This is a genomic window from Bremerella alba (assembly GCF_013618625.1).
Taxonomy (GTDB): Bacteria; Planctomycetota; Planctomycetia; order Pirellulales; family Pirellulaceae; genus Bremerella; species Bremerella alba.
On record NZ_JABRWO010000002.1, the window covers coordinates 605,265 to 627,093 of the forward strand.

The window sequence follows — 21,829 nt, forward strand, 5'->3', positions numbered from 1 at the left end:
GGCTCCAGAGTTGAGTTTTATAAGGATAAACGCTTCCAATTTATATCCGGCCGGGAACATGAGCCGCTTGTGGTCTTCGCCCATCCAGAGATAAATCTCTGGGTCAATCTGTTGTTCAACAACTCTCTGGTCCACTCGCCCCTGAGGGGTATGGGGCTTTCCGCTGATCATTGATTCTTGCCACAACATAATCCATCAGTTCGGCGGCGACATCCACATCACAGGCCGCTGAAAGCCCTTTCCATCCTGGAACAGCATTGGCTTCCAGTAAATACCAACCCCCTTCGCCGTCGGGCAGAAAGTCGAGCCCGGCGATTGATAGTTCCAGCGTTTGCATGGCTTGCCGCGCGACCTGCGCGACGTCGTCGGGGATTGGCGCGAGGGTGGCACTAGCACCGCGGCTGAGATTGGTTCGCCAACTATCGGCCGAAGTTCGTCGCATTCCCCACATTCTCTCACCGAGCACCAGCACCCGTAGGTCGTAGCCTGGGTGGGGTACAAACTTCTGCAAATAGATAATCTGCCCCATTTGCTGCAGCGTTTTGAACACGCGATGGGCAAGATCGGCGTCCTCGACCCGCATGATCCCCCGCCCTTCTCCACCAAAGATCGGCTTGACGACGACCGACGGCCCTATTTCTTCGAAGGCGGCCATCGCATCTTGCCAGGTCTGACAGACGTGCGTTTGCGGAACCCGATAGCCGGCCGCCGATAGCTTGGAAAGGGACAGATACTTATCAATCGCCAGTTCCATCGACTTGGGTGGGTTGATGATTAACACGCCTTGCCGCTCGAGTCCGGCCAACGCATCCATGCGGAAGACCACTTGTTCGAGTGATCCTAGCGGCATCGTGCGGACGATCACCGCGTCGAAGTTTTCCGACAGTATCGTCTCGGCAGAAATCGACTCGCCAGCACCAATGCGCGATTGCAAAGACGAGAATTCCAAACGCTCGAGTAGGGCTTTGCCGCGCGCGGCCCTCTGCAGATCTTGGAAGTACCAGCTATCTGCGTTAGCGAGCACGCCGATGCGTGGCAATCGAGCACTTCGATTCATGGCCGTACTTAACCTTGCCCGAACGAATTGGCCAGCACTTCCAGGTTTTTCTTGCCGAAGATGGTCGATTTGCCATCCTGCAGGCTGACCAAACAGACTTCCGCCGGACTAAACAGCAGCGGGTCGATTTGGTAGAAGTCGAACTTGGCGTCTCGCAGAATCTGTTCAAAGGGTTGCCCATACATCAACGATGTACTGCTGGGCAGTTTCTCGCCGAACTCGCTCAGCCGCTGCGATGTTTCGTTAACCCATAACGTCACCGTGCCGCCGTACAGGATAGCGTCGTTCGTGCGGCCAATGCCCACCACGTCGTCAGCGGCAATCGGCGGAAGTGGGGCCGCACCGAACCCGCTGGCAATCTTCGAGAGGTCGAACTTCAGCTCGTGCAGCTTGTGCAAACACGTTTCGACGCTACGAGCGACCACCTGGACGTGTCCCGCGATACTGGCGGTTCGCGCGACAAGCAGCACCAGTTTTTTGGGATCGACGTGGCAATCAGTGGCAATTTTCTGACAAACGTCATCTCCGGGAAGCTGAGATGCTTCCAGCACCCCCACGGCGACGGGGTACTCGTCGGTTAAGTTCAGCTCTTGGATGACCGGCTCCTTGGCCGCTTTAACACGCATCGGCCCCGAGCCCATCCCGAAAAAATTCTCGGTTTTAATCTGCCAGCCGGCGTACTGCGAAGCGATACAGGCCAGCTCTGGGCGATCAGTACACACGTTAACAAACGTCCGCGTCCCGGGAGCATCGCCCAGCGAGAACGACACTTCGCCAAGCCCTGCCAGGCAAATCTCGGCCATCTGGCGTCCGGCTTCCAGTCCCCCCCGGCCTGCGGTCACCCCTAAATCAAGCACTTTAGCGCCACACGCAAGCTGAACCAGCTCTGCTCCGATTTCCTGCGGCGTATCGATAATCGGCTGTACCAGGGCATGAGCCCGCTGGTTTAATTCCAAGATTTTCTCCTTGGTTTTTAAGCGTTTTACGTGTTTTGCGTCGGCGTCAGGGTGGTGGTCGTTTAAATTTTCGCTGAATGCCAGAAAACTTCACATGGGCGAAGTCCCTCCATCATCCCCGTCTTACCCTAATGCTGCAATGACGCTCGATGCTGGGGGGCGGCAGTGCTATTGACGCTTTTTGCCGCATTCTCCTATACTCAGTCGCTTGTTTGTAAGCATTTTATACGAAACGCTTTAGTGGCAACCACGCTTCGATCGCGTTTCCCGCAGGCCCCACTCTTAAAGCGTTAGATCAGCGATGAAGTCGGAACGTCGGCACGAAATCCAAGAGAATTCCCTAGCTCACTTTCTCGAAGGTCTTCTGGAGCGAGCCAAACCTCACGCGACGATGATCGGCGGGGTGGCCTTGGCGCTATTATTAGGATTCGTCGGTTACGTCATCCTGAATACCGAAAGCGGTGTCGTAAAGAACGAAGAGTGGGGTGCTGTTTTCACGACGCTCGACGAGTCGTTCCGTGTTGGCGAAGACGACGTCAAACGCCAGGAAGTCGCTCAAGAGTTCGCTACTCTATCGACCGACTACGGCACGTCGCGTCCGGCCTTATGGGCCGAGTACTTCTATGGTCAACAAAACCTGACACAAGCCAGCGACCTGGCGTTCAGTGACCCTCAATCGGCCACCGCAGATATTGAGCGGGCACTAAAGTCCTTCCAAAAGGTATACGACGAGTCTGACCTGCCGGTTCTCAAGGTGAAAGCACTTTGGGGAATGGCCGAGGCTTACGAGCTTCAATCAACCAAGGAATCGCTGGCTAAGGCCAAAACCAACTACGAAGAAGTTCTGGTCATCTGGCCCGACACCAACACGTCAACGCTTGCCAAACAGCGTATTGAACGACTCGACAACCAAGGGGTCGATGGTTTCTATGCCTGGTACCGCGATCAAGACTTCGTCGCTCGTGCCGCAGAAGTCGAGCGAGAAAACCGGGCTCCGATCGGTGGTGGACTGCCAGGCATGGATATGGGTCTAGAAGCCCCCGGCGGCGGTGGACTGTTCGATTCGCCAGGCACAACGCCCGCCCCAAGCGACAATCCTCTCTTCACGCCCAGCATGGATCTGAAGGGTGCCGAGGGTGAAGACACCCCGTTGAAGCCATCCACATTCACCGAAAAGGAGAAGGAAGCCGCCAACAAGCCGGCCTCCCCAACCGGTGAGAAAGCAGAAGACGATGCCGATGGGCTCATCGAAGGATCCGCAAAACAGAATGCCGGTTCGCTAGAAGAATCTTCCGCAGATGAAGAGCCTGCGGAAGAGAAGCCTGCCGCCGAGGAACCCGCCAAAGAAGAACCTAAAGAAGAGAACGCTGATTAAGCGAACCTCCCTTTCGGCAGAACTCTTGATAAAATATCTGCATGGCCACTTACCGGTGGCCATGTTTTCTTTCTTGGGTCTCATTGCATGCGATACACGGTCGACATAACAGACGCCGGTCAGCGGCTCGATCAATTCGTTACACGCCGCATTAAAACGGCGAGCCGCGGGCAAGTCCGCGAGGCGATTGACAGCGGACAGATCACCATCAATGGTCAACCGATGAAGCCTTCGCACAAACTTCGAGATGGTGACGTCCTCGAGTATCCAGAGATTGGTGCACGCGTCGAAGAGCAGACGCCTGAGCATGTCGACCTGAATATCATCTTTCAGGACGAACACTTTGCGGCGATCAACAAACCCTCAGGCATGGTCACTCACCCGGCGAAAGGGCATTGGGACGGCACCCTGACGGCAGCACTCATTGCCAAGTTCAGCCAACTGAGCGACATCGGTGGTGCTTCACGCCCCGGCATCGTCCACCGCCTGGACCGAGATACGAGCGGCGTGCTGGTGATTGCCAAGAACAATCAGGCCCACGAGGCCCTTTCACAGCAATTTGCCGACCGCTCGACCGAGAAGGAATACTTTGCGCTGGTCGCTAACTGCCCCGATCGCGACCGAGACGTGATCAATCAACCGATTGGTCCTCACCCGCGTTATCGCGAGCGAATGTCGATCGTCCGAGACGATCCCGAAGCAAAAGAAGCCCAGACGTTCTACGAAGTCACCGAACGTTTCGACGGATTCTCGGCCTTCAAGGTATTCCCCAAAACAGGTCGCACCCACCAGATCCGCGTGCACCTGGCCCATATCAAACACCCGGTGCTTTGCGATCGAGCTTATGGCAATCAAGCCCGGATGACGCTCGGAGAAATTGCCAGAACCGATGACGAACAAATCATCCTTGCCAGAACCGCGCTGCATGCCCGGCGCTTGAAGATCAACCACCCGGTCACCGGCGAGCCCCTCGAGTTCGAGGCGCCGATCCCGGAAGACCTTCACTCGACTCTGGAAATCTTACGCAAGTACCGCTCGGTATAGACGCGATCGTCAGGGTACAGCAGCTGCATCATATCTGGCGTACCGACGGCCCGCGTCGTGTAGAACAATTCTCCGGCCCCATACCCGGCCGTGGCCCCTAGGTAGATTGCCGCCCCCTTCACGCGTTCAAAGACGTAAGCCTTTTCTTCGGGAAACTGCGTTTGATAGCAGCGAATGCTCTCCAGTTTCCGCTCCAGGCAATCGGTAATATCGTGCACGAAGCTGCCAGGAGCGTCGAGCTTGTGGATCGGCTCAAAGGCGATTTTGTAATACAACTGCCGACCGATGGTGTGCACCGGGAGGTGATCGAACGTCTCGTCCCACTTCGTCAGCCGCGAATAAAAGACGGCCGCGTCGGTGATTTGCATGGCCTGCCAATGATCGGGCGAGGCCATCGGCGTGCGATCCCCAAACCCAATCACCACCTTGGGACGATACTTGCGAAATTCTTTGGCCAGCGTGACGCGTGCTTCGAAGCTGTCGAAAAGCTTACGATTGGGAAGATCGAGCGTAATCCTTTTCTGAACGCCCAACACCTTGGCCGCTTCGGCAGCTTCCGCCAATCGGGTTTCTGGGTCAGGCGAACGTGGTGTAGGTTCGCCATCGGTCAGGTCAATGATCCCCACCGAATGCCCCAGGTCGGCGAGCTTGGCCAGCGTACCACCACAGGCGATCTCGACATCATCCGGATGGGCACCAACCGCCAGGATTTCGATCTGGGGATATTCTTTTTCAACGTCAACAGTCAATAGATTCTCTCCAGATAGGTTGGCCCAGAGATTTATCTCTGGGTGGCTGTAGGCCACAAGCGGCTAGCGTTCCCGGCCGGATAAAAAATGGCAGCCGCTATTCTGTTTCAGCTCAACTCATTAGCCGCTTGTCGGCGACGCCGACCCAGAGATAAATCTCTGGGCCAACCTTCGCTGGGAGTAACGGTTCGCATGCACCTGGTTTGTCCTCTCCCCGTTGGGGGCGAGGGAACCGGAGGGTGTTAGCTCTTCTTGAGTGGCTTCTTGGCGCTAACCAAAAAGGTTGGATTCGAAGCTTCAAAGCGGTGGCGTTCCAACTGATACGTGGAGTGCGAGATGTTCACCATCGTGACTTTGGCCGATTCCATTTCGCTGTCGAACAGCTGGTGCATTTCGGCCAGGTTTTCGATACTACTCAGGTTGCACACAATTCGGCCACCGGGCTTAATTCTGGTCATTGCCTGTTCGCAGATACCGCGAACCTGGCGACCGGTGCCGCCGATAAAGACACAATCAGGGTCCGGCAAGTCGGCCCAGGCCTCGGGGGCTTTACCAAGCACGGCATGCACGTTCTTCACGCCGAAGGCCTCGATGTTGGCGCGAATTAGGCCGTGGTCTTCAGCATCCATTTCAATCGCGTAAATCGAACCCTTTTCAGCGATCATGCCTGCTTCGATCGAAACACTACCGCTACCCGCACCGACATCCCAAACGACACTCGAGTCGCCTAGGTCTAACAGCGATAACGCAATGCAGCGAACTTCCATCGGCGTGAGCAGGCCCCGTTTGGGCTTGGCCTGACGGAAGACATCGTCCGGGTTGCCGAACTTGCGTTTGCCCACCAGCGACATCGGCCGATCGGGCACGTCTGGCTTGCGTACCAGGATCATCACATTGAGCGGGCCAAAGCTTTGCTCGCTGATTTCCTTCAAGTCGCCTTGGGTGACGCACTCGTTCGGCGAACCGAGGTTCTCGCAGACGTAGGCATGGAAGTAGTCGAGATCGTGCCCCAGCAGCGTCTTGGCGACTTCCCGTGGTGGGATCTCTTCGGTAGTGAACAGCCCGATCGCTTCGGAAATCCGGGCGGCAGCCACCACCGATTCCAACGGTTGGTTGGCCAGATTGGCCAAGTGGGCATCGTCCCAGCTTTCTTTGATCCGCGCAAAAGCCAGCTGCATACTGCTGACATGCGGAATGACATGAAAGAGGTCTTTGCCGAGCTTATCGCACAAGTACCGCGACACTCCATAGAAAAGGGGATCGCCGCTGGTCAGCAGGACGACATCTTGGTCATCGTGCTTTTCCAACGCCTCCACGATTTCGTTCAGGTCGCCGCCGACGGGCACCTTTTCAGCAGTGACTTTCTCGACATGGACCAGGACCTGCGGATTTCCGATGATGACCTGGGCATCGCCGAGGATCCTCGTCGATTGGCTGGTCAGCCCGTCGAGACCATCGTCGCCAATACCTACGATAACTATTCTGGGAGTTTTACTCACCGATTGTTCCAATTCCAAGCGTCAGAAGTAGAAAAGACTTAGGTCAATTTTACGAGATGCGACGGTCCCTGGAAAGTTCACCCGCCCAGTCCCCCAAATCCTAAACCACCTGGAAGTGGTGATCCTCCTCATGATTCAGCAAACTGCGGTTTGATGAGCTAGAATTCGATTGTTTCCCAGGGCAACTCTTAGATAGGAATTGGGCATGTCGATTGAATCGGTAAATTTCTGGATCACCACGATCCTTTTGACCTTAGCGACAGCACCGGCTGCGATGGCCTGTACGCGCGTTTTGTGGAACGACAATGATCTGGCTGTTGTTTCCGCTCGCACGATGGATTGGCCTGAATCGACCGAGCCCACGCTTTTGGTCTTTCCTCGTGGAATTCAACGCGACGGCGGCAATTTGGTCGGGCACGAGGTTATTCCTGAGAATCCGGCCAAGTGGACCTCGAAATACGGTAGCCTGATCACCACCGTCTATGGCATTGGTACTGTCGATGGAATGAACGAAAAGGGACTCGGCGTTCATGCGTTGTACTTAACCGCCACGAACTACGGCGAGCGAGACCCCAAAAAGGCAGGCGTACATGCTGGATTGTGGGCTCAATACATCTTGGACAACGCCAGCAGCGTGCAGGAAGCACTGGAACTGAACGAGAAAATTCAGGTCGTCATGGTCGAGGCACGGGGCCGAACGGCATCGCTTCACCTGGCTTTGGAAGATGCCAGCGGCGATTCGGCCATTATCGAATACATCGACGGAAAGCCGGTTGTGCACCATGGCAAGCAGTACAAGGTTATGACTAATGACCCTGCTTACGACGAGCAATTGAAACTACTCAAGGCCGTCGACTTTTCCAATCCGAGCAGTGACCTGCCGCTACCAGGTAACGTCAACCCGCGAGATCGCTTTCAACGGGCCAGCTATTATGTGAACTTGCTTCCCAAGCCCGAATCGCAACAGCAGGCGATTGCCGGCGTGTTGGCAATCGCTCGGAATGCTTCGGTACCTTTTGGCGCGCCGTACAAGAGCTTTGGCGTCTACAACACCGAGTACCGAACGGCCATGGACCTGACCAACCTGCGGTACTTCTTTGAACTGACGACCAGCCCGAGCGTTATTTGGGTCGACCTTAAACAGCTCGACCTTTCGTCCGGCGCACCGGTCCTGCAGTTGGATCCGTATCACAATACGTTGGAACTGTCTGGCAACGTCAGCCAGAAATTCCAGAAGATCGAAGCCGCGCCGTTTTAGTTCGGCGCATGAGAAAACGCCCTTGCATTTGCCAGGGCGTTTTCCGATGTTCGGGCTGCTTGGATTGCAGCTTAAGCCTGGAACGACGAACCGCAACCGCAGCTTCGTGTGGCGTTCGGGTTGTTGAACGCGAAACCGCGTCGATCGATGCCGTCGTAGAAGTCGACCGTGGTACCATCGAGGTACAACGCGTGCTTCTTATCGACAACAACTTCCACACCGTGAAAGTCGTACTTGGAATCCTTCTCTTCGTTGAATTCGTTTTCCAGCGTCAGGCTGTACGAGAAGCCACTGCAACCACCGGCGGTGATACCGATACGCAGCTTGGTACCATCTTCGTACTTCTGGTCTTCCAGGATCCGCTTGACTTCGCCGGCCGCTTTTTCGGTGATGACGACTGCCATGTTATACTCACTCCAGACGTTAAATTAACGCAAACTTGTATGTGTTTATTATTATCGATGCCCCGAGACGGGGAAAGGGTGCAAATTTTTTTGGGGAAACCCCAACGCCCTATTATTACCGATTCTACCTAAAAAATCGAGGGTACCGGCACCCGAATTCCCTCTTTAGGCAATCAACTTACGCAGTTTATCCACGGCAGTCGCCACGACGTCAACGGCAAAATCAACTTCTTCGGTCGTGTTGAACCGCCCAATCCCAAATCGCAGGCTGCTTCGCGTTAGGTCCTCGGAAAGCCCAATTGCCTGCAGCACGTGGCTGGTCTGTGGATTGGCCGAAGTACATGCCGAACCGCTGGAAACGGCGATCTCGCGGACATTCATCATCAACGCCTCGCCATCGACTCGATCAACCGCGAAGTTCAAATTACCCGCCAACCGGGCTTCTGCCGCCTCAAGCTGGGGCCCATTGAGTTGCAGCCCGGTGATTCGCTCGTTAAGCCCTAACCACAGCTGATCTCGCAACTGGGCCAATCGCTGCGACTCTTCGTTCATTTCGGCCAAACTCAAACGGACCGCTTCTGCCAGGCCGACGATGCCCGGCACGTTGAGCGTGCCGCTACGCATTCCTCGTTGCTGTCCCCCGCCGAAGATCGCCGGCTGAAGACGAACCCGCGGGCCGCTTTTCCGTACAAACAGCCCACCGATACCCTTGGGCCCGTACATTTTGTGGGCTGAAAAACTCATCAGATCGACACCTAGCCGCTCGACGTCGACGGGAATCTTCCCCACGGCCTGAGTTGCATCGCAGTGTAAGAGCACGCCCTGCTCTTTGCATATCTGGCCGATCTCGGCGATCGGATGGATCACGCCGATTTCGTTGTTAGCGAACATTACGGAAACGAGCGCTGTATCTGACCGGATTGCCTGGCGAAGCTGATCGGCGTCTAGCATGCCGGCCAGATCATCGCCGGCTTGGCGGGGCGATAGCCGTGTGATCTCGAAGCCTTGTTGTTCCCTCTGCTCGAGCGGATCGAGCACTGCTTTATGCTCGGTCGTGACGGTCACCACGTGGTTCCCGCGGCGACGACGCTGCGAGAGCACGCCGCTAAGGGCCAAATTATTGCTTTCCGTCGCCCCACTGGTAAAGACAATTTCCGTGGCCGAGGCCCCAATCGCCGTGGCAATCGACTGCTGCGACGATTCGACCAACCGCTTGGACTCTTCTCCGAAGAGATGTCCTACGCTGGACGGGTTGCCGTACGCCTGGGTAAAGGTCGGCAGCATCGCCTCGACGACACGAGGATCGACCTGGGTGGTAGCGTGATTATCGAAGTAGATGGGCACTGTCGCAGCCAAAATGGTGAACCGGATCGTCAACGGCCACCATTGTACTCGATTGCGTGGGCAGAAAACCTCTCGCGCACCCCGCAAGGGGCACGCCGGTCATTCAGCTCAGATCAACCGCTAGTTGCCGTAGATCGCCTTCAGGCACATGCTCGACCAGGTCTCGAACTCTTCGAGCTTGGCCAGCAGATCTCCCACCGGGCGGAAACCGGCATCCAGAATGTCTTCTTCGTTGGGAATCACTTCCGGGCGTTCAATCTTGCACAGATAAACCACCCCCAAGTGAACGCGACCGACTTCCGATTCGTCGTCGTTAATCAGGCCGGCACAGACCATTTTGTGCGGAGCGTTGAAAGTGACTTCTTCCTCCAGTTCGCGTCGCATGCCTGCCTGAAACGGGTCTTCGGCATCGCTGGGAGCATCTTCCGACGAAACATGCCCGCCAATGCCGACACTGCGTTTGCTATGCAAGCGAGATTCGCCTTGCCCCTTGCCGCGGACGTACTGAAAGACGTGCTTGGTCCCTTGGTCGTCTTTGTATTCAAAAATAACGTAGGGGATAAGCTGCTTGAACTCGGGCGACTTTTCCATGATGTCGCGAGGGCGGAAGCTCATCTGCTCGGGTGTCAGCAGTTGATTCAAATAGGTCTCGACATCGTCGTGAAACCCCTGAAATTGCCCGATCTCGTGGAACTTCTCGGTGGGAACCACTAAGACCTGTTCGACTTCCGCTATGCTCATCTAACTTTCCCTTCCTTGTGGGGGCTTACCTTGGGACGTTTTACGGGGCTATCGTACCCAATTGCTATCATGCTATCGACTCCCCCCTTCGCGTTTGTCTCGCGATGCAGGGAAAGGATTGATTTCGCTCGTCACGAAATGATTTGCTTTCTCAGTTTCAGCTCGTAAGAGCCGTTATACACGATAATTCCCCGCGAAATCATCCGATTTCTGAGAAAAGCCTGATAACGCGAGGATCCGCACCACTACGCCCTCGCCCTAAAGGATCAGCATGGCATCCCCATAGCTGTAAAAGCGGTACTCTTCGTTGATCGCTTCCTTGTATGCCCTACGCAGGAGCTCGTCTCCGCCGAAGGTCCGTACCAGAATCAAAAGCGTTGATTTAGGCACGTGGAAGTTCGTCAGCAAAGCGTCAACGGCTTTGAACTGGTAAGGGGGGCGAATGAACAGATTGGTTTTGCCTGTCCATGGTTCAAGCTTGCCACTTGCGGCTGCCGTTTCCAGTACCCGCGTGGCCGTCGTTCCCACGGAAATCACCCGGCCACCATTGGCTTTAATTTCGCCTAAACGGTCGACGGTCGCTTGATTGATTTCGCCATACTCGAAATGCATTTCATGCTGGTCGATGTCCTCGACACCGATCGGACGAAATGTCCCCATGCCGACATGCAGCGTGACAAATTGCCGGTCGACCCCTTGGGCGCGGACCTTGTTGAGCAGTTCGTGCGTGAAATGGAGCCCTGCGGTGGGGGCCGCTACGGCCCCTGGGTTTTCGGCGAATACGGTTTGGTAGTCTTTCCAATCCTCCGGCATCATCTCGCCGCCGCGAATATAGTGCGGCAGCGGAACGCGGCCGACGCGTTCGAGCACATCGAACGGCGACTCACCGGAAAGCGGCTTTACGGCCCACTGCCCGCCACCTAGATTAGCAAGCAGTTCCAACTCGGTATCTTCGCGTGCTTCGCGGTTCTCGAGAATGACCTTTTCGCCCGGCTGGATCTTGCCGCGTGTTTTCGCCAGGACCAGCCAGTTACCTTGAGGATCGGTTTCGATAAACAGCCCCTGCCAGCGGCCGCCGGTGGTGGCTCGCCGGCCCATTAAGCGGGCTGGTACCACTTTGGTGTTATTCAACACCAGGCAGTCGCCTGACTTCAGGAATTCCGGCAAGTCCCGCACGTGCTGATGCAAGATTTCCTGTGTCTGTCGGTTGACGACCAGAAGCCGCGCGTCGGACCTTTTCTCCAAAGGTTGCTGCGCGATCAAATCGGAAGGAAGATGGTAGTCGTACTGGTCGATATTGGTCATAGAACTCGCAAAACATCAGTGAGAAACTGCTGGTCGACGTCCGTCCGTTGTGTCGTCCATGGTTGAGTATACGCCGTCAGCGGCAAACTCGACTAGGCCCGCACCTTCTGCCATTGGCTACCAACACCATGCCTGAACCCCTGAAGCGCATCTTGATTGTCACCACCGAACTGGGCCTGGGCGGTGCCGAACGATGTGTTGCTAATCTGGCGTGCGGCCTCGACCAGGCGAAGTACGCGGTGCAAGTCGTCGCCTTGGCACCGTCTCCGGAGCCCCCCAAAGATGCACTTATTCGCCAGCTTCAGGACGCCCAGATACCGTTCACATTTTTAGGTTGCCGCACCAAGTGGCAGTTTCTTTCCGCCACCAGCCAGCTGAAACGCATCATCCGCGAGACCCAGCCGGACGTCGTTTGGAGCTTTCTATTCCACGCCAATATCATCGCCGCGATGGCGACACGTGGGGAGAACGTGGTTCGGCTGCAATCACTTCGAGTCATCGAACAAGGGGGCTGGCGAAGATCGCTTCAGGCGTGGGCCGCCAAGGGTGCCGATCGCGTACTGTGCGTCAGCGCTGGTGTACGGCGGTTTGCTGCTGAGACACTTGGCATTGCTGAAGCCAAGTTGCAGGTCATTCCCAACGGCATCGATGTCGACTCAATCGTACCGACCACCTATGCCGAGCCGGTCGATCGTAAGCATCGAATCATCGCCGTAGGTCGGCTAGATCCGCAGAAAGACTACGAAACCATGCTGCAAGCGGTCTCAAACGTTACCGTCGGCCAAGACAAATGGGAACTCGTGATCGTAGGTGATGGCCCCGAACGAAAGAAGATCGCCGAGGCCGCACTCCGCTATGACACGACCGAAAGGATGCAAATGGTCGGCTGGCAGCCTGACGTCTCTTCGTGGCTGCGCGACGCCGAGATCTTCCTGCTCACCTCTCGCTGGGAAGGCATGCCCAACGCACTGATCGAAGCGATGGCTCATGGTCTGGCCGTGGTCTCTACCAACGTCGAAGGCATACCTGAGCTACTGCCCGGTGAATTGGCCGCTCAGATTGCTAGCAAAAAGCAACTGCTAAGCGGACAGTCAATTCTCGAAAAGCTGATAGCAAACCCGGCACTGCGCCAGCAACTGGGCCAAGCCAACCGCAATCAGATCGAAGCTCACTTTTCGCTTCGCCAAATGTTGCAGTCTTACGAAACCATGCTGGACTACGTACTTTCCAATCGGCCCCCACAACGCTAGCAGCACCGATTACATAAGCTGCAAAACTTTTTCTGAATGGGGGAAAGCTCGCAACTCAGGAGGTGGTCGATCGTTAGCCACGCTAGCGATATCTGCTAGCGACATTTTAACGTGGGTTTCTGGATTGACGAAAAATGCCCACCGAATATCCTCAAGCACATGCTCATCAGGTGACATCGATTTTTGATGTTTTGCTGAATAACTAACAACCAACTAACGAATATTTTCTTACGTCCGAAGCTTGCTCGACGCGACGATGCCATCCCGATTAGGCCACTATCGGGGGAATGTTTATCGTCACGGAATCAAAGATTGAAGCCGGGTCGGGCAAGCCCTGTGAAGTCGCTAGTGCAGCGGCGACTTCACAAGATCCGTCGATTTGGGGCACGGATGCGCCACGACGGATTTTTTCTCTCCCGCCCTGCCCTGCGGCGGATTGCTCCGGTAAGCTGGACGTTTTGCCCGAATTCTCTCTACTGATCCTATGGCCGCTCCTACCGTTCACATCCCAGTTCTGCCGGCAGAAGTCCTGCAGTGGCTCGATCCCCAGCCCGGTAAAATCCTTGTCGATGGCACCCTCGGTGGTGGCGGGCACACACGCATGATGGCCGAAAAACTGGGGGACGAAGGATTCGTCGTTTCGGTTGACCGCGACGTGATTGCCCTCCAGCGGGCCGAAGAGACCCTGGCCGGGCTTCCCGTAAAGATCGCTCACGCTAACTTCGTCGAGATCCCGAAGATCCTCGATTCACTCGAAATCGACCAAGTAGATGGCATTTTACTCGACCTTGGTTTATCGAGCGATCAACTGGTCGATGACGATCGCGGGTTCAGCTTCGAGTCTGACGGCCCGCTCGACTTGCGATTCGACCTGCGCGACAAAAAGACCGCGGCCGACCTGGTCAATCATCTGAAAGAGAAAGACCTGGCCGATTTGATCTATCAAAACGGCGAAGAACGCTTGAGCCGGCGGATCTCTAAAAAAATCTGCCACATTCGCAAAGAAACCCCCTTCGAGACCTCGAAGCAACTGGCCGACGTCGTTATCAGTTGTTATCCGCCGATTGGTGGAAGTGGCCGGGGAAGAATTCACCCTGCCACACGCACCTTCCAGGCTCTGCGAATCGCTGTGAACCGCGAACTATCGTCGCTGGAAACAGCCCTGGAAACCCTGCCAGATCGTCTGAAACCGGGCGGCCGTTTGGCCATCATCAGCTTCCACTCTTTGGAAGATCGCCCGGTGAAACAAGCTTTTCTGGAAGACCCGCGTCTGAACCGTCTGACCAAAAAGCCCGTGACGGCCAGCGACGAAGAGATTGCCCAGAACCCAAGAAGCCGCACCGCGAAAATGCGGGTCGCGGAACGGGTTTAAAATAATAAGAGATGCCCCGCTCGACACGGGGCATCTCTTATTTATCTAACCGTTAATTCCCAAGTACGTCCATTATCAGAATGGAAACGGGAAGGGAAATGGAAACGGTAGCGGGAAGGGGAAGTCGTTTGCCGGAGGCTCGTAGCCATCATCCAGCGTCGCCAAGAAGGCGACAATCGCGAGCTCTTCTTCTTCGGTCAGCCCCAGATCACCCACGATTCCAGCGGTAAGATTGACCGGCACCTCAGGCTCATCCCATTCGCCAGGTACATCTCGGGTGTTGTAAAAGTGGACGATCTCTTCCATCGATTTGAACACGCCGTTATGCCCATAGGCTTTGACAAATCCAGTAAAAGGCCGCATGTTGACATTTCGCAAGGTGGGCGTCTTGTGACGTCCTTCTGCGTCATCAACGTCCTGCTGGGTAAGCTCCTTGTTCAAGACCTTTAGCGGCGTTTCTTCGACGGGAGTTGACTGCTGCGACAAGAAGAAGTTTTCCAACGTGGCAGCCAAGCCGCGATCGACGAAGTTACGACGGTCGGGATTGAAGCGTCGTGGCATGAAGTAGAACGGATTGTCAGGATTCTTGGGAATGCCGATATTGTGGTAGGCAAAGTCGGTAAACAGCGGAGGCAACGTTTCGCCGTCGACTTCCCGCGGAGAACTAGGATGACAAACCCCACAACGCCCCTTGCCATGTTCGGCAATCTCTTCGAACTTTTCCTGATCTTCATCGCTCAACAGTGAGGGTGCTCCGAATGGAGTTTCAAACAGCCACAAGCCAAACTTTTCTTGCTCAGTAAATTCTGCTTCACCGGCCAACCAAAGATCGAACTTGGAACTGAATGGATTGACCTCGCTCGAACGCTCAAAAGCGGCAATCGCTTTGCCGATTCGATCGTAGGCTTGCTCAACCACTTCTTCGTCTTGGAAATCAAGCGAACCAGGGCCCCAGACATTGAGGAACTGTTGTCGATAACGCGAGAAAAACACTTTTCGAATGACGGCCTTTTTGTTAGGGACGTTGTGCTCCAAAGGATTCAAGAAAGGTCCCAGAGCCTGTTCGGCCAGCGGATCGTACTCTGGACTGCTGTCCGCCTCGGCGAACATCGCATGCAACCCCGCTGCACGCCCATCCCAAAACATGCCCCCTTCCCAGTCGACTCCGAAAGGATCAGGACCAATAAAACGCAGGTCACCGGAATCGCCTGCATAGGCGGCAGAAGGTGGCTTCCGCGATCCGAAGCGGCTAGGTATGGCTCCGAAGTGCGGCCCCCAAAGTAAGTTCACAAAGAGATTAGGACTCGTAAACCCAGTGTCTGGTGCATGGCAAGAGACACACCCTTGCCCTGCCGGTACCGAAAGATTGGTGTCGTTATAGAGCGATCGCCCCAACTGTTCGATCGGCTCTAGGTTGTCTTGTTGTGGGGCGAGCGGAAACCCAAACGAGAGTAGCCCTTGGGCCATACAGGTTTGGCCGCCGGCCAAGATAAGCATCAAACTAAAAAAAGATACGCGTCGCAGATATGTATTCACTTCAAACTCCCCCGAAGTCTGTCATTTAGATTCTCAGTCCAGCAAAAGTTAGCAATGGCGAAGGAGAATCCGGGGGTGGCCTGGCGTTGGGCCTTTTTAGAGAACGAAGCACGACAGCCACACGAAGGGGCCAGAGAAGCGATGCCGATAACATCGCTTCCGCAAGATCGAATACTACATTCCGACCTTTACTATCCATGCCCCTGCGCTACAATTGCGTGCTAGTGTCATGAGAGCGCATACCAATAGCGCTCTTCGATGCATCGGTCAGTAAGCCTTCCGGTTGGCGCTGGGACTTACTGGCCATTTTTATGCGCGTCCACTGATGGACACACTTTGGATTCAAAAGGTTGGTGTTCTGCTCTGCGTCGATTCAATCAGTCGCGCTTAATGCATTGCTGAGGAATCAAAAAAAAGTCGCCCTAATTAGGCAGCCGAGCATGCGTTGGCCCCCTGACCCTAACGCAATTCGCAAAGAACATATCACAACGTCTTTAAGACCTCGCAACTTTAAATGCGAGCGACGCTGTAATTACAAGAGGTTTCGTGGACCTGCTAACTCCCCCAAAAGCGATTGTGTAAGGTTGATTCATGGAATCGCACAAAAACACACCACGCCACCCAATTGGCGTAGACTCGACTTACAGAGGAAGCCCGCGCTGCCCTCAACAGGTCTATACAAACTGCGTATTCGTCAAAGTTTGACATTGAACACGCTTTACGTTTTACCCCGTTTTCCGATCAAGTCAACGATCTTTGATAAGAAATCCTCCAACAATAGGGGGTATTTACGCCACTACTTTAAACCAGTCATATAGAAACGCGCACGATCGGGTCAAGAAACAAAAAAAGCCACTTCGCACAGGGCGAAGTGGCTATACAAGTGAGACCGCTGGGGCTCGAACCCAGGACCTACGGATTAAAAGTCCGTTGCTCTACCGACTGAGCTACAGTCTCGGTTGGGAAGGGGACCAGTTTCCGCCGGATGGCTTAAATTGTCAAGGGGCGGTTCACAGCGATATCGTCGTAACTGGTGTCAGGCTGAGGTCTTGCTACGAAATTAACTTCCTTCAATCTTATCCAGTAGACCGCACGGACGAAGAAATGTTCACCTTTAGGGGTGGAATTCTTCGGCGTGACTAGGCCAGGATATCGTGCAGTACGTGGCCGTGGACGTCGGTCAGACGCATGTCTCGGCCACTAAAGCGGAACGTTAGACGACGGTGGTCGACCCCCAGCAGATGCAAGATAGTGGCGTGTAGATCGTGAATTTCGACGCGATTCTCGACCACCTTGTAACCGAACTCGTCGGTGCTGCCGTAGACGGTGCCTCCTTGGACGCCACCCCCGGCCATCCACATGGTGAAACCGAACGGATTATGATCGCGGCCATTTTTGCCTTGGGCGAACGGGGTTCGGCCGAACTCGCCGCCCCATACGACCAGCGTCGAGTCGAGCATCCCCCTTTGTTTCAGATCGGCCAGTAGCGCGGCGATGGGTTGGTCGACGGCTAGGCTATTTTTCTCATGACCGCCCTTTAGATTGTTATGTTGATCCCAACGGTCGTTGCCGACGTTGGGGACCGTCAACTCGATGAAGCGAACCCCGCGTTCGACCAATCGCCGAGAAAGCAGGCACAACCGACCAAAGGTCTGCGTATGCTCGAATGAATGGTTCAAACCATATTCTTCCAGCGTCTGCGGAGTCTCGTCGGCGAGGTCCATCAGGTCAGGCACGGCCGATTGCATGCGATAGGCGAGTTCATAATTTGCGATCGCCGATTCCATCTGATCGTTCTTGCCTACCTGGTCGAGCGTCAGTTGATCGAGCCTACTGAGCAAATCCAACTTGCTGCGCTGTGCGGCAGGGCTTTTGTCTCTTGAGCGAATGTTGGCCACCGGAGGATCGTTGGCAGCAAAGATCGATCCCTGATACGCCGCCGGCAGAAAACCGCTATTGAAGTTATCGAGACCACCCGGCGGGACCAACCCACCATTGAGCACCACGAAGCCGGGCAAGTTGTCGTTTTCACTTCCCAGACCATAGGTTGTCCATGCACCCATGCTGGGCCGCCCTTGCAGCCCGCTGCCGGTATGTAGGAAGTAATTAGCGTTGGTGTGCTCCGAGAAATTCGAGGTCATCGAGCGAACAACCGCCAAGTCATCGACGTGCTTGGCGACGTTCGGAAAAAGTTCGCTGACCTCGATTCCGCTTTGACCGTGCTTTTTAAACTTCCAAGGGCTCGCTAGCGTTCCGCCCAGGTTATTGAACTGCGTGGGCTCCGTTTCCGCAGGAAATGGCTTTCCGTCGTACTTCTTCAACAGCGGTTTAGGGTCGAACGTATCGACCTGAGACGGTCCGCCGTCCATGTACAAAAAGATGACACTGCGGACCTTAGGCGAGGCGTGCGGAGCCCCCAGCAGCCCGAGCCCATCGGCTGCGACTGCGTCGCGCTGTAGCATCCAGTTGAGCGCTACCGAGCCAAAGCCACATGCAGCATGGCCTAGCCATTGGCGGCGGCTTAACATTTCGGAATTTCGAGGACAACAATCCACGCGGCGACTCTCCCGTTAGCGAACAAAAATAAACGGCTTGGCATTCACCAGCACATGCGCCAGGTCGCGCCACAACTCGACCGACGAAGCCGCATGCTGAGGATCAATCGACAACGTCTGCCTATGGCTTTCCAAAAACTGGTTCGCCAGCACAAGCTCTTGGGCAGTGGGCTTTCGTGAGAAGGCCTGCTGAACCATGCGTTCAATCCGCAGCTGCGTATCCTGCGGCGTCTGAGCGATGGCCTGTTGGGCCCAATGTTCGCATTGCTCGATCACCATCGGATCGTTGAGCAAAATCAGCGATTGAGCCGGCACGTTCGATTGATTGCGGCGGCCGATGGTCGTGATCGGTTGCGGCGTATCGAAGGCCAACATCATCGGCGAAAGAAAGTTTCGTCGGACCTCCAGATACACGCTTCGCCGCCCTGCCCCGTTTATGGGACCACTCTTGCCTGGCCGCCCGCGACCTTGCATGAAGGAGGTTAAGTGCACCGGCACGCTCGGGCCATACATCGTTTCGTCGAGTTGTCCGCTCACCATCAACAGGCTGTCACGGATGGCCTCGCCAGAAAGCCGTTTAACTTCGGCTCGATGAAACAGATCGTTCTTCGGGTCGGCCTGTTCGGCAGAGCCTACTTGAAGCGACGACATCTGGTAGATCTGCGAGAGTACGATCCGCCGAATCATTTGTTTGAGCGACCACCCGTCTTCGACAAACTGCACCGCGAGGTAGTCCAACAACTGCGGGTGCGTAGGCAGTTCTCCGAGGACACCGAAGTTATCGACCGTGCGAACGATGCCACGTCCCAGTAGATGATGCCAAACTCGGTTCACGGCTACTCGCGAAGCAAACGGATTGTCGGCATCCATCATCTGACGGGCCAATTCCAGGCGTCCACTGCCGTGTTGATCGTAAGTGTTTTCCGGTCCGGCTATCGCGGTAAGCAATTGCCGCTCGACCTGATCGGCCGGGGTTCGTGAATTGCCTCGGATCAACAGGGCTTCCATTTCCGCCGAGTTATCCCACATGCCAGGAGCCGTTCGCGATCGCCACTTCACGTTGGCCAGTAGCTGCTTCGATTGATCGTGATAGGCCGTGGCGAGCTCGCTCCAGGGACTCTCCTGGTCAGGCATCAGACGGGCCCAATTCCGCACAAGCCAGTCGGCCAGCGGTGCCGTCTCCGGCGAAGCAGGTGCACGCTTCAAGGTTTCCAGAAAACGCTGAATGTTCGCATCGCCAGCGGTCAAGTCGCTGCCGAGTGCCTGAGCGGCTTGAGCCTGATCGTTCATGACCGAGGGTGGCTGCGGTCCTTCGGCAACCTGCAGGATCTCTAGCGGCTGATCGTCGATCGGTGTGAACTCGACGTGGGCGGCATGCCCTTGATAGTCGCGCAGGTCCTGGGTGATCCACTGGGTTGTCGTAGCGTCGCCGGACTTCCACTCTTTGACCGTCACGTTGTGTAGCGGCCCCTGCACCAGACGATGCGAATCGACGACCGCAAACGCCCGGCCGCTTCCCTTGACCAGGTAATGGATGCGGCCATCGCTGAGCGCGAAGGTGTCGGTCTTGAGCGTTCGACCGGCGCGATTCCAGTTGCGAATCTTACCGAAGTCGTCTTGCACACCCTTTTCTAACTTGAGTGCACCCCAACGCACGTCGTACACGGCAGCTTCGTCGGTGCGTACTCCGTTGATTCCCACTTCAGGCGAGGCGTCCCAACTAAACGCTCCGGCCGGCTGAGGACCGCTGCCAAACACGACGCCATCGGTGCGCCACTTTTGCTCAGGCAGCTGGGCATAGTCGTGTATCAGTTGGCCATCGTAGCCTGTAATTGCCGCATGCTGCTGCTGGACCAACTGCTGGGCCTGAGCAATCACTTGGGGGCGTTGATCTGCCGCAGCAGCCAGCACTTGGGCCCAATAGTGCAGCGGATGCTTGGCATCTTGGGCCGCTTCTGTCATAGCCTGGTTCCAAGGCGATTCAGGCGTTTGCAGTTCCTTTTCCCAGCGGCTGAACGCTTGATCGATCGCGTTTTGATAGGCTGACTGGGCTTTCGTTTGAAACTCGATGTTCAGCTTTTCCAACGAATCGGCAATCTGCTGGTTGTGCTGGGCCGATTCAAAACGAACCTGGCGATAGGCCGAACTTTGCAGGAAGCCTGCCTGGGCGTAGTAGTCGGCCTGCGAGATCGCGTCGAACTTATGATCGTGGCAGCGTGCACACGTCACCGTTAGTCCGAGGAACGCTTTGTTCATCACGTCCAACATGTTGTCGAAACGATCGGTTTCGTCCTGGCGAATGTCGACCGGCGAGTGCACCCAGTCGCCCAGATGCCAGAAGCCGGTTCCCAAGACCGATTCGTTGTCGCCCGTTTCGGGATTAGTGCGTGGCGTCTCCAGTAAATCACCGGCAACGTGTTCCACCACCAATTCGTTGTAGGGAACATCTTGATTCAGGGCTCGGATGACGTAGTCGCGGTACTCGTGGGCGTTGGGAATGTCGTAGTCGAACTCGTGCCCGCGCGATTCGGCATAACGCACCAGGTCGAGCCAACGTCGTCCCCAGTGTTCACCAAAGCGGGGAGAAGCCAGCAGACGGTCGACCACCTTCTCGATGGCGATGGGCGATGGGTCGGCCAGAAACGCTTGCGTCTCTTCCGGCGTGGGAGGCAAACCGATCAAGTCGAGATAGAGCCGGCGAATCAGAATGGTAGGCTCGGCCGGGCCGTTGGGGGCGAGATCAGCCTTTTCCAACTTGGCCAAAATGAAACGATCGACCGGGTCCTTCACCCACGCGTCGTTCTGCACATCCGGCAACTCCGGCCGCACAACCGGTTGCCAGGCCCAGTGCTCGGCCTTGCGTTGTTCGAGATCGAAGACTTCCTTGCGGGGTGTATTTTTTTCGTCGCTTACCGGCCAAGGGGCACCACTGGCAACCCACTGTTCGAGCTTGGCGATCTCGTCTTCTGGCATCCGCGATTTGGGCGGCATCTGATAGATACCGTCGTAGTGGATCGCTTCGATCAGCAGGCTTTGGTCGGGCTTGCCTGCGACTAACGACGGACCGCTGTCGCCACCTTCAAGCAAGGCTCCGCGCGACGTAAGGAACAATCCGCCGCCGGGTGTTTCCGAATCAGGCCCGTGGCACTCGTAACACCGCTTTGCCAAAATGGGGCGGATATCCTTCTCGAAGTATTCGAGTTGGGCAGCGTCGAATTGCGGCGTATCGAGTTCCGCAGCGACAGCGGTAAGCGTTGTCGTCGAAATCAAAACGCAGGCAGCCAAACAGGACCGTATCAAGAGTGGTACCATTATTTCCGCAGGGGCAGGATTGTTCGAGGCAGGAAAGCAAGATCAGCAGTCTCTAACTTAGCAATTTGACCC

General features: G+C 55.7%; 16 protein-coding genes and 1 tRNA gene. 5 read left to right on the forward strand and 12 right to left on the reverse strand.

What is annotated here, in order from left to right:
* Positions 1-115: 115 nt before the first annotated feature.
* Together HOV93_RS05570 and mch are read right to left on the reverse strand one after the other, a co-directional pair.
* A complete protein-coding gene (locus HOV93_RS05570) occupies positions 116-1,057 on the reverse strand; it encodes an ATP-grasp domain-containing protein (RefSeq protein ID WP_207395472.1) in 942 nt (313 codons plus the stop codon).
* An 8-nt stretch (positions 1,058-1,065) separates the two neighbouring features.
* Positions 1,066-2,013, reverse strand: coding sequence for a methenyltetrahydromethanopterin cyclohydrolase (gene mch / locus HOV93_RS05575; RefSeq protein WP_207395473.1), 948 nt, complete (start codon positions 2,011-2,013; stop codon positions 1,066-1,068).
* Between the two features lie 301 nt (positions 2,014-2,314).
* On the opposite strand from mch, the gene HOV93_RS05580 reads away from it, so the two are divergent.
* Together HOV93_RS05580 and HOV93_RS05585 are read left to right on the forward strand one after the other, a co-directional pair.
* Positions 2,315-3,388, forward strand: coding sequence for a tetratricopeptide repeat protein (locus tag HOV93_RS05580; RefSeq protein ID WP_207395474.1), 1,074 nt, complete (start codon positions 2,315-2,317; stop codon positions 3,386-3,388).
* 87 nt (positions 3,389-3,475) lie between these two features.
* A complete protein-coding gene (locus HOV93_RS05585) occupies positions 3,476-4,432 on the forward strand; it encodes an RluA family pseudouridine synthase (protein WP_207395475.1) in 957 nt (318 codons plus the stop codon).
* On the opposite strand, the gene HOV93_RS05590 is transcribed toward HOV93_RS05585, so the two are convergent.
* Both HOV93_RS05590 and cbiE read right to left on the reverse strand, forming a co-directional pair.
* Positions 4,390-5,181, reverse strand: a complete 792-nt coding sequence (locus HOV93_RS05590; RefSeq protein WP_207395476.1) for a PIG-L family deacetylase — start codon at positions 5,179-5,181, stop codon at positions 4,390-4,392. The two genes, HOV93_RS05585 and HOV93_RS05590, sit on opposite strands and share 43 nt — an antisense overlap.
* 242 nt (positions 5,182-5,423) lie before the next feature.
* A complete protein-coding gene (gene cbiE, locus HOV93_RS05595; RefSeq protein ID WP_207395477.1) occupies positions 5,424-6,680 on the reverse strand; it encodes a precorrin-6y C5,15-methyltransferase (decarboxylating) subunit CbiE in 1,257 nt (418 codons plus the stop codon).
* Between the two features lie 205 nt (positions 6,681-6,885).
* Between cbiE and HOV93_RS05600 the strand changes: the two genes are divergently transcribed.
* Entirely contained in the window at positions 6,886-7,938 is a 1,053-nt protein-coding gene (locus HOV93_RS05600; RefSeq protein ID WP_207395478.1) for a linear amide C-N hydrolase, read from the forward strand.
* A 71-nt stretch (positions 7,939-8,009) separates the two neighbouring features.
* On the opposite strand, the gene HOV93_RS05605 is transcribed toward HOV93_RS05600, so the two are convergent.
* From HOV93_RS05605 to queA, 4 genes are all read right to left on the reverse strand, one after another.
* Positions 8,010-8,342, reverse strand: a complete 333-nt coding sequence (locus HOV93_RS05605) for a HesB/IscA family protein (RefSeq protein ID WP_207395479.1) — start codon at positions 8,340-8,342, stop codon at positions 8,010-8,012.
* 165 nt (positions 8,343-8,507) lie between these two features.
* On the reverse strand, positions 8,508-9,719 hold the full coding sequence (locus HOV93_RS05610) for a cysteine desulfurase family protein (protein ID WP_235989834.1): 1,212 nt from the start codon (positions 9,717-9,719) through the stop codon (positions 8,508-8,510).
* An 87-nt stretch (positions 9,720-9,806) separates the two neighbouring features.
* Positions 9,807-10,427 carry a phosphoesterase gene (locus tag HOV93_RS05615; RefSeq protein WP_207395480.1) on the reverse strand — a complete coding sequence of 207 codons (621 nt, stop codon included), beginning with the start codon at positions 10,425-10,427 and terminating at the stop codon, positions 9,807-9,809.
* Between the two features lie 258 nt (positions 10,428-10,685).
* Positions 10,686-11,732 (reverse strand): tRNA preQ1(34) S-adenosylmethionine ribosyltransferase-isomerase QueA, encoded by a 1,047-nt coding sequence (queA, locus tag HOV93_RS05620; RefSeq protein ID WP_207395481.1) that lies wholly within the window; start codon positions 11,730-11,732, stop codon positions 10,686-10,688.
* A 128-nt stretch (positions 11,733-11,860) separates the two neighbouring features.
* Here queA and HOV93_RS05625 point away from each other — a divergent pair, with 128 nt between their 5' ends.
* Positions 11,861-12,982: a glycosyltransferase gene (locus HOV93_RS05625; protein ID WP_207395482.1), complete on the forward strand. Its 1,122-nt coding sequence runs from the start codon at positions 11,861-11,863 to the stop codon at positions 12,980-12,982.
* A gap of 484 nt (positions 12,983-13,466) precedes the next feature.
* Positions 13,467-14,354, forward strand: a complete 888-nt coding sequence (gene rsmH, locus HOV93_RS05630; protein ID WP_207395483.1) for a 16S rRNA (cytosine(1402)-N(4))-methyltransferase RsmH — start codon at positions 13,467-13,469, stop codon at positions 14,352-14,354.
* 75 nt (positions 14,355-14,429) lie between these two features.
* On the opposite strand, the gene HOV93_RS05635 is transcribed toward rsmH, so the two are convergent.
* The 4 genes from HOV93_RS05635 to HOV93_RS05650 form a co-directional block, all read right to left on the reverse strand.
* A complete protein-coding gene (locus HOV93_RS05635; protein WP_207395484.1) occupies positions 14,430-15,890 on the reverse strand; it encodes a cytochrome-c peroxidase in 1,461 nt (486 codons plus the stop codon).
* Between the two features lie 884 nt (positions 15,891-16,774).
* Positions 16,775-16,847 (reverse strand) — tRNA-Lys (locus HOV93_RS05640).
* 182 nt (positions 16,848-17,029) lie between these two features.
* Positions 17,030-18,418, reverse strand: a complete 1,389-nt coding sequence (locus HOV93_RS05645) for a DUF1501 domain-containing protein (RefSeq protein WP_207395485.1) — start codon at positions 18,416-18,418, stop codon at positions 17,030-17,032.
* A gap of 42 nt (positions 18,419-18,460) precedes the next feature.
* The gene (locus tag HOV93_RS05650; protein ID WP_235989835.1) at positions 18,461-21,745 is read right to left on the reverse strand and encodes a PSD1 and planctomycete cytochrome C domain-containing protein; all 3,285 of its coding nucleotides are present in this window, start codon (positions 21,743-21,745) and stop codon (positions 18,461-18,463) included.
* Positions 21,746-21,829 lie beyond the last annotated feature (84 nt).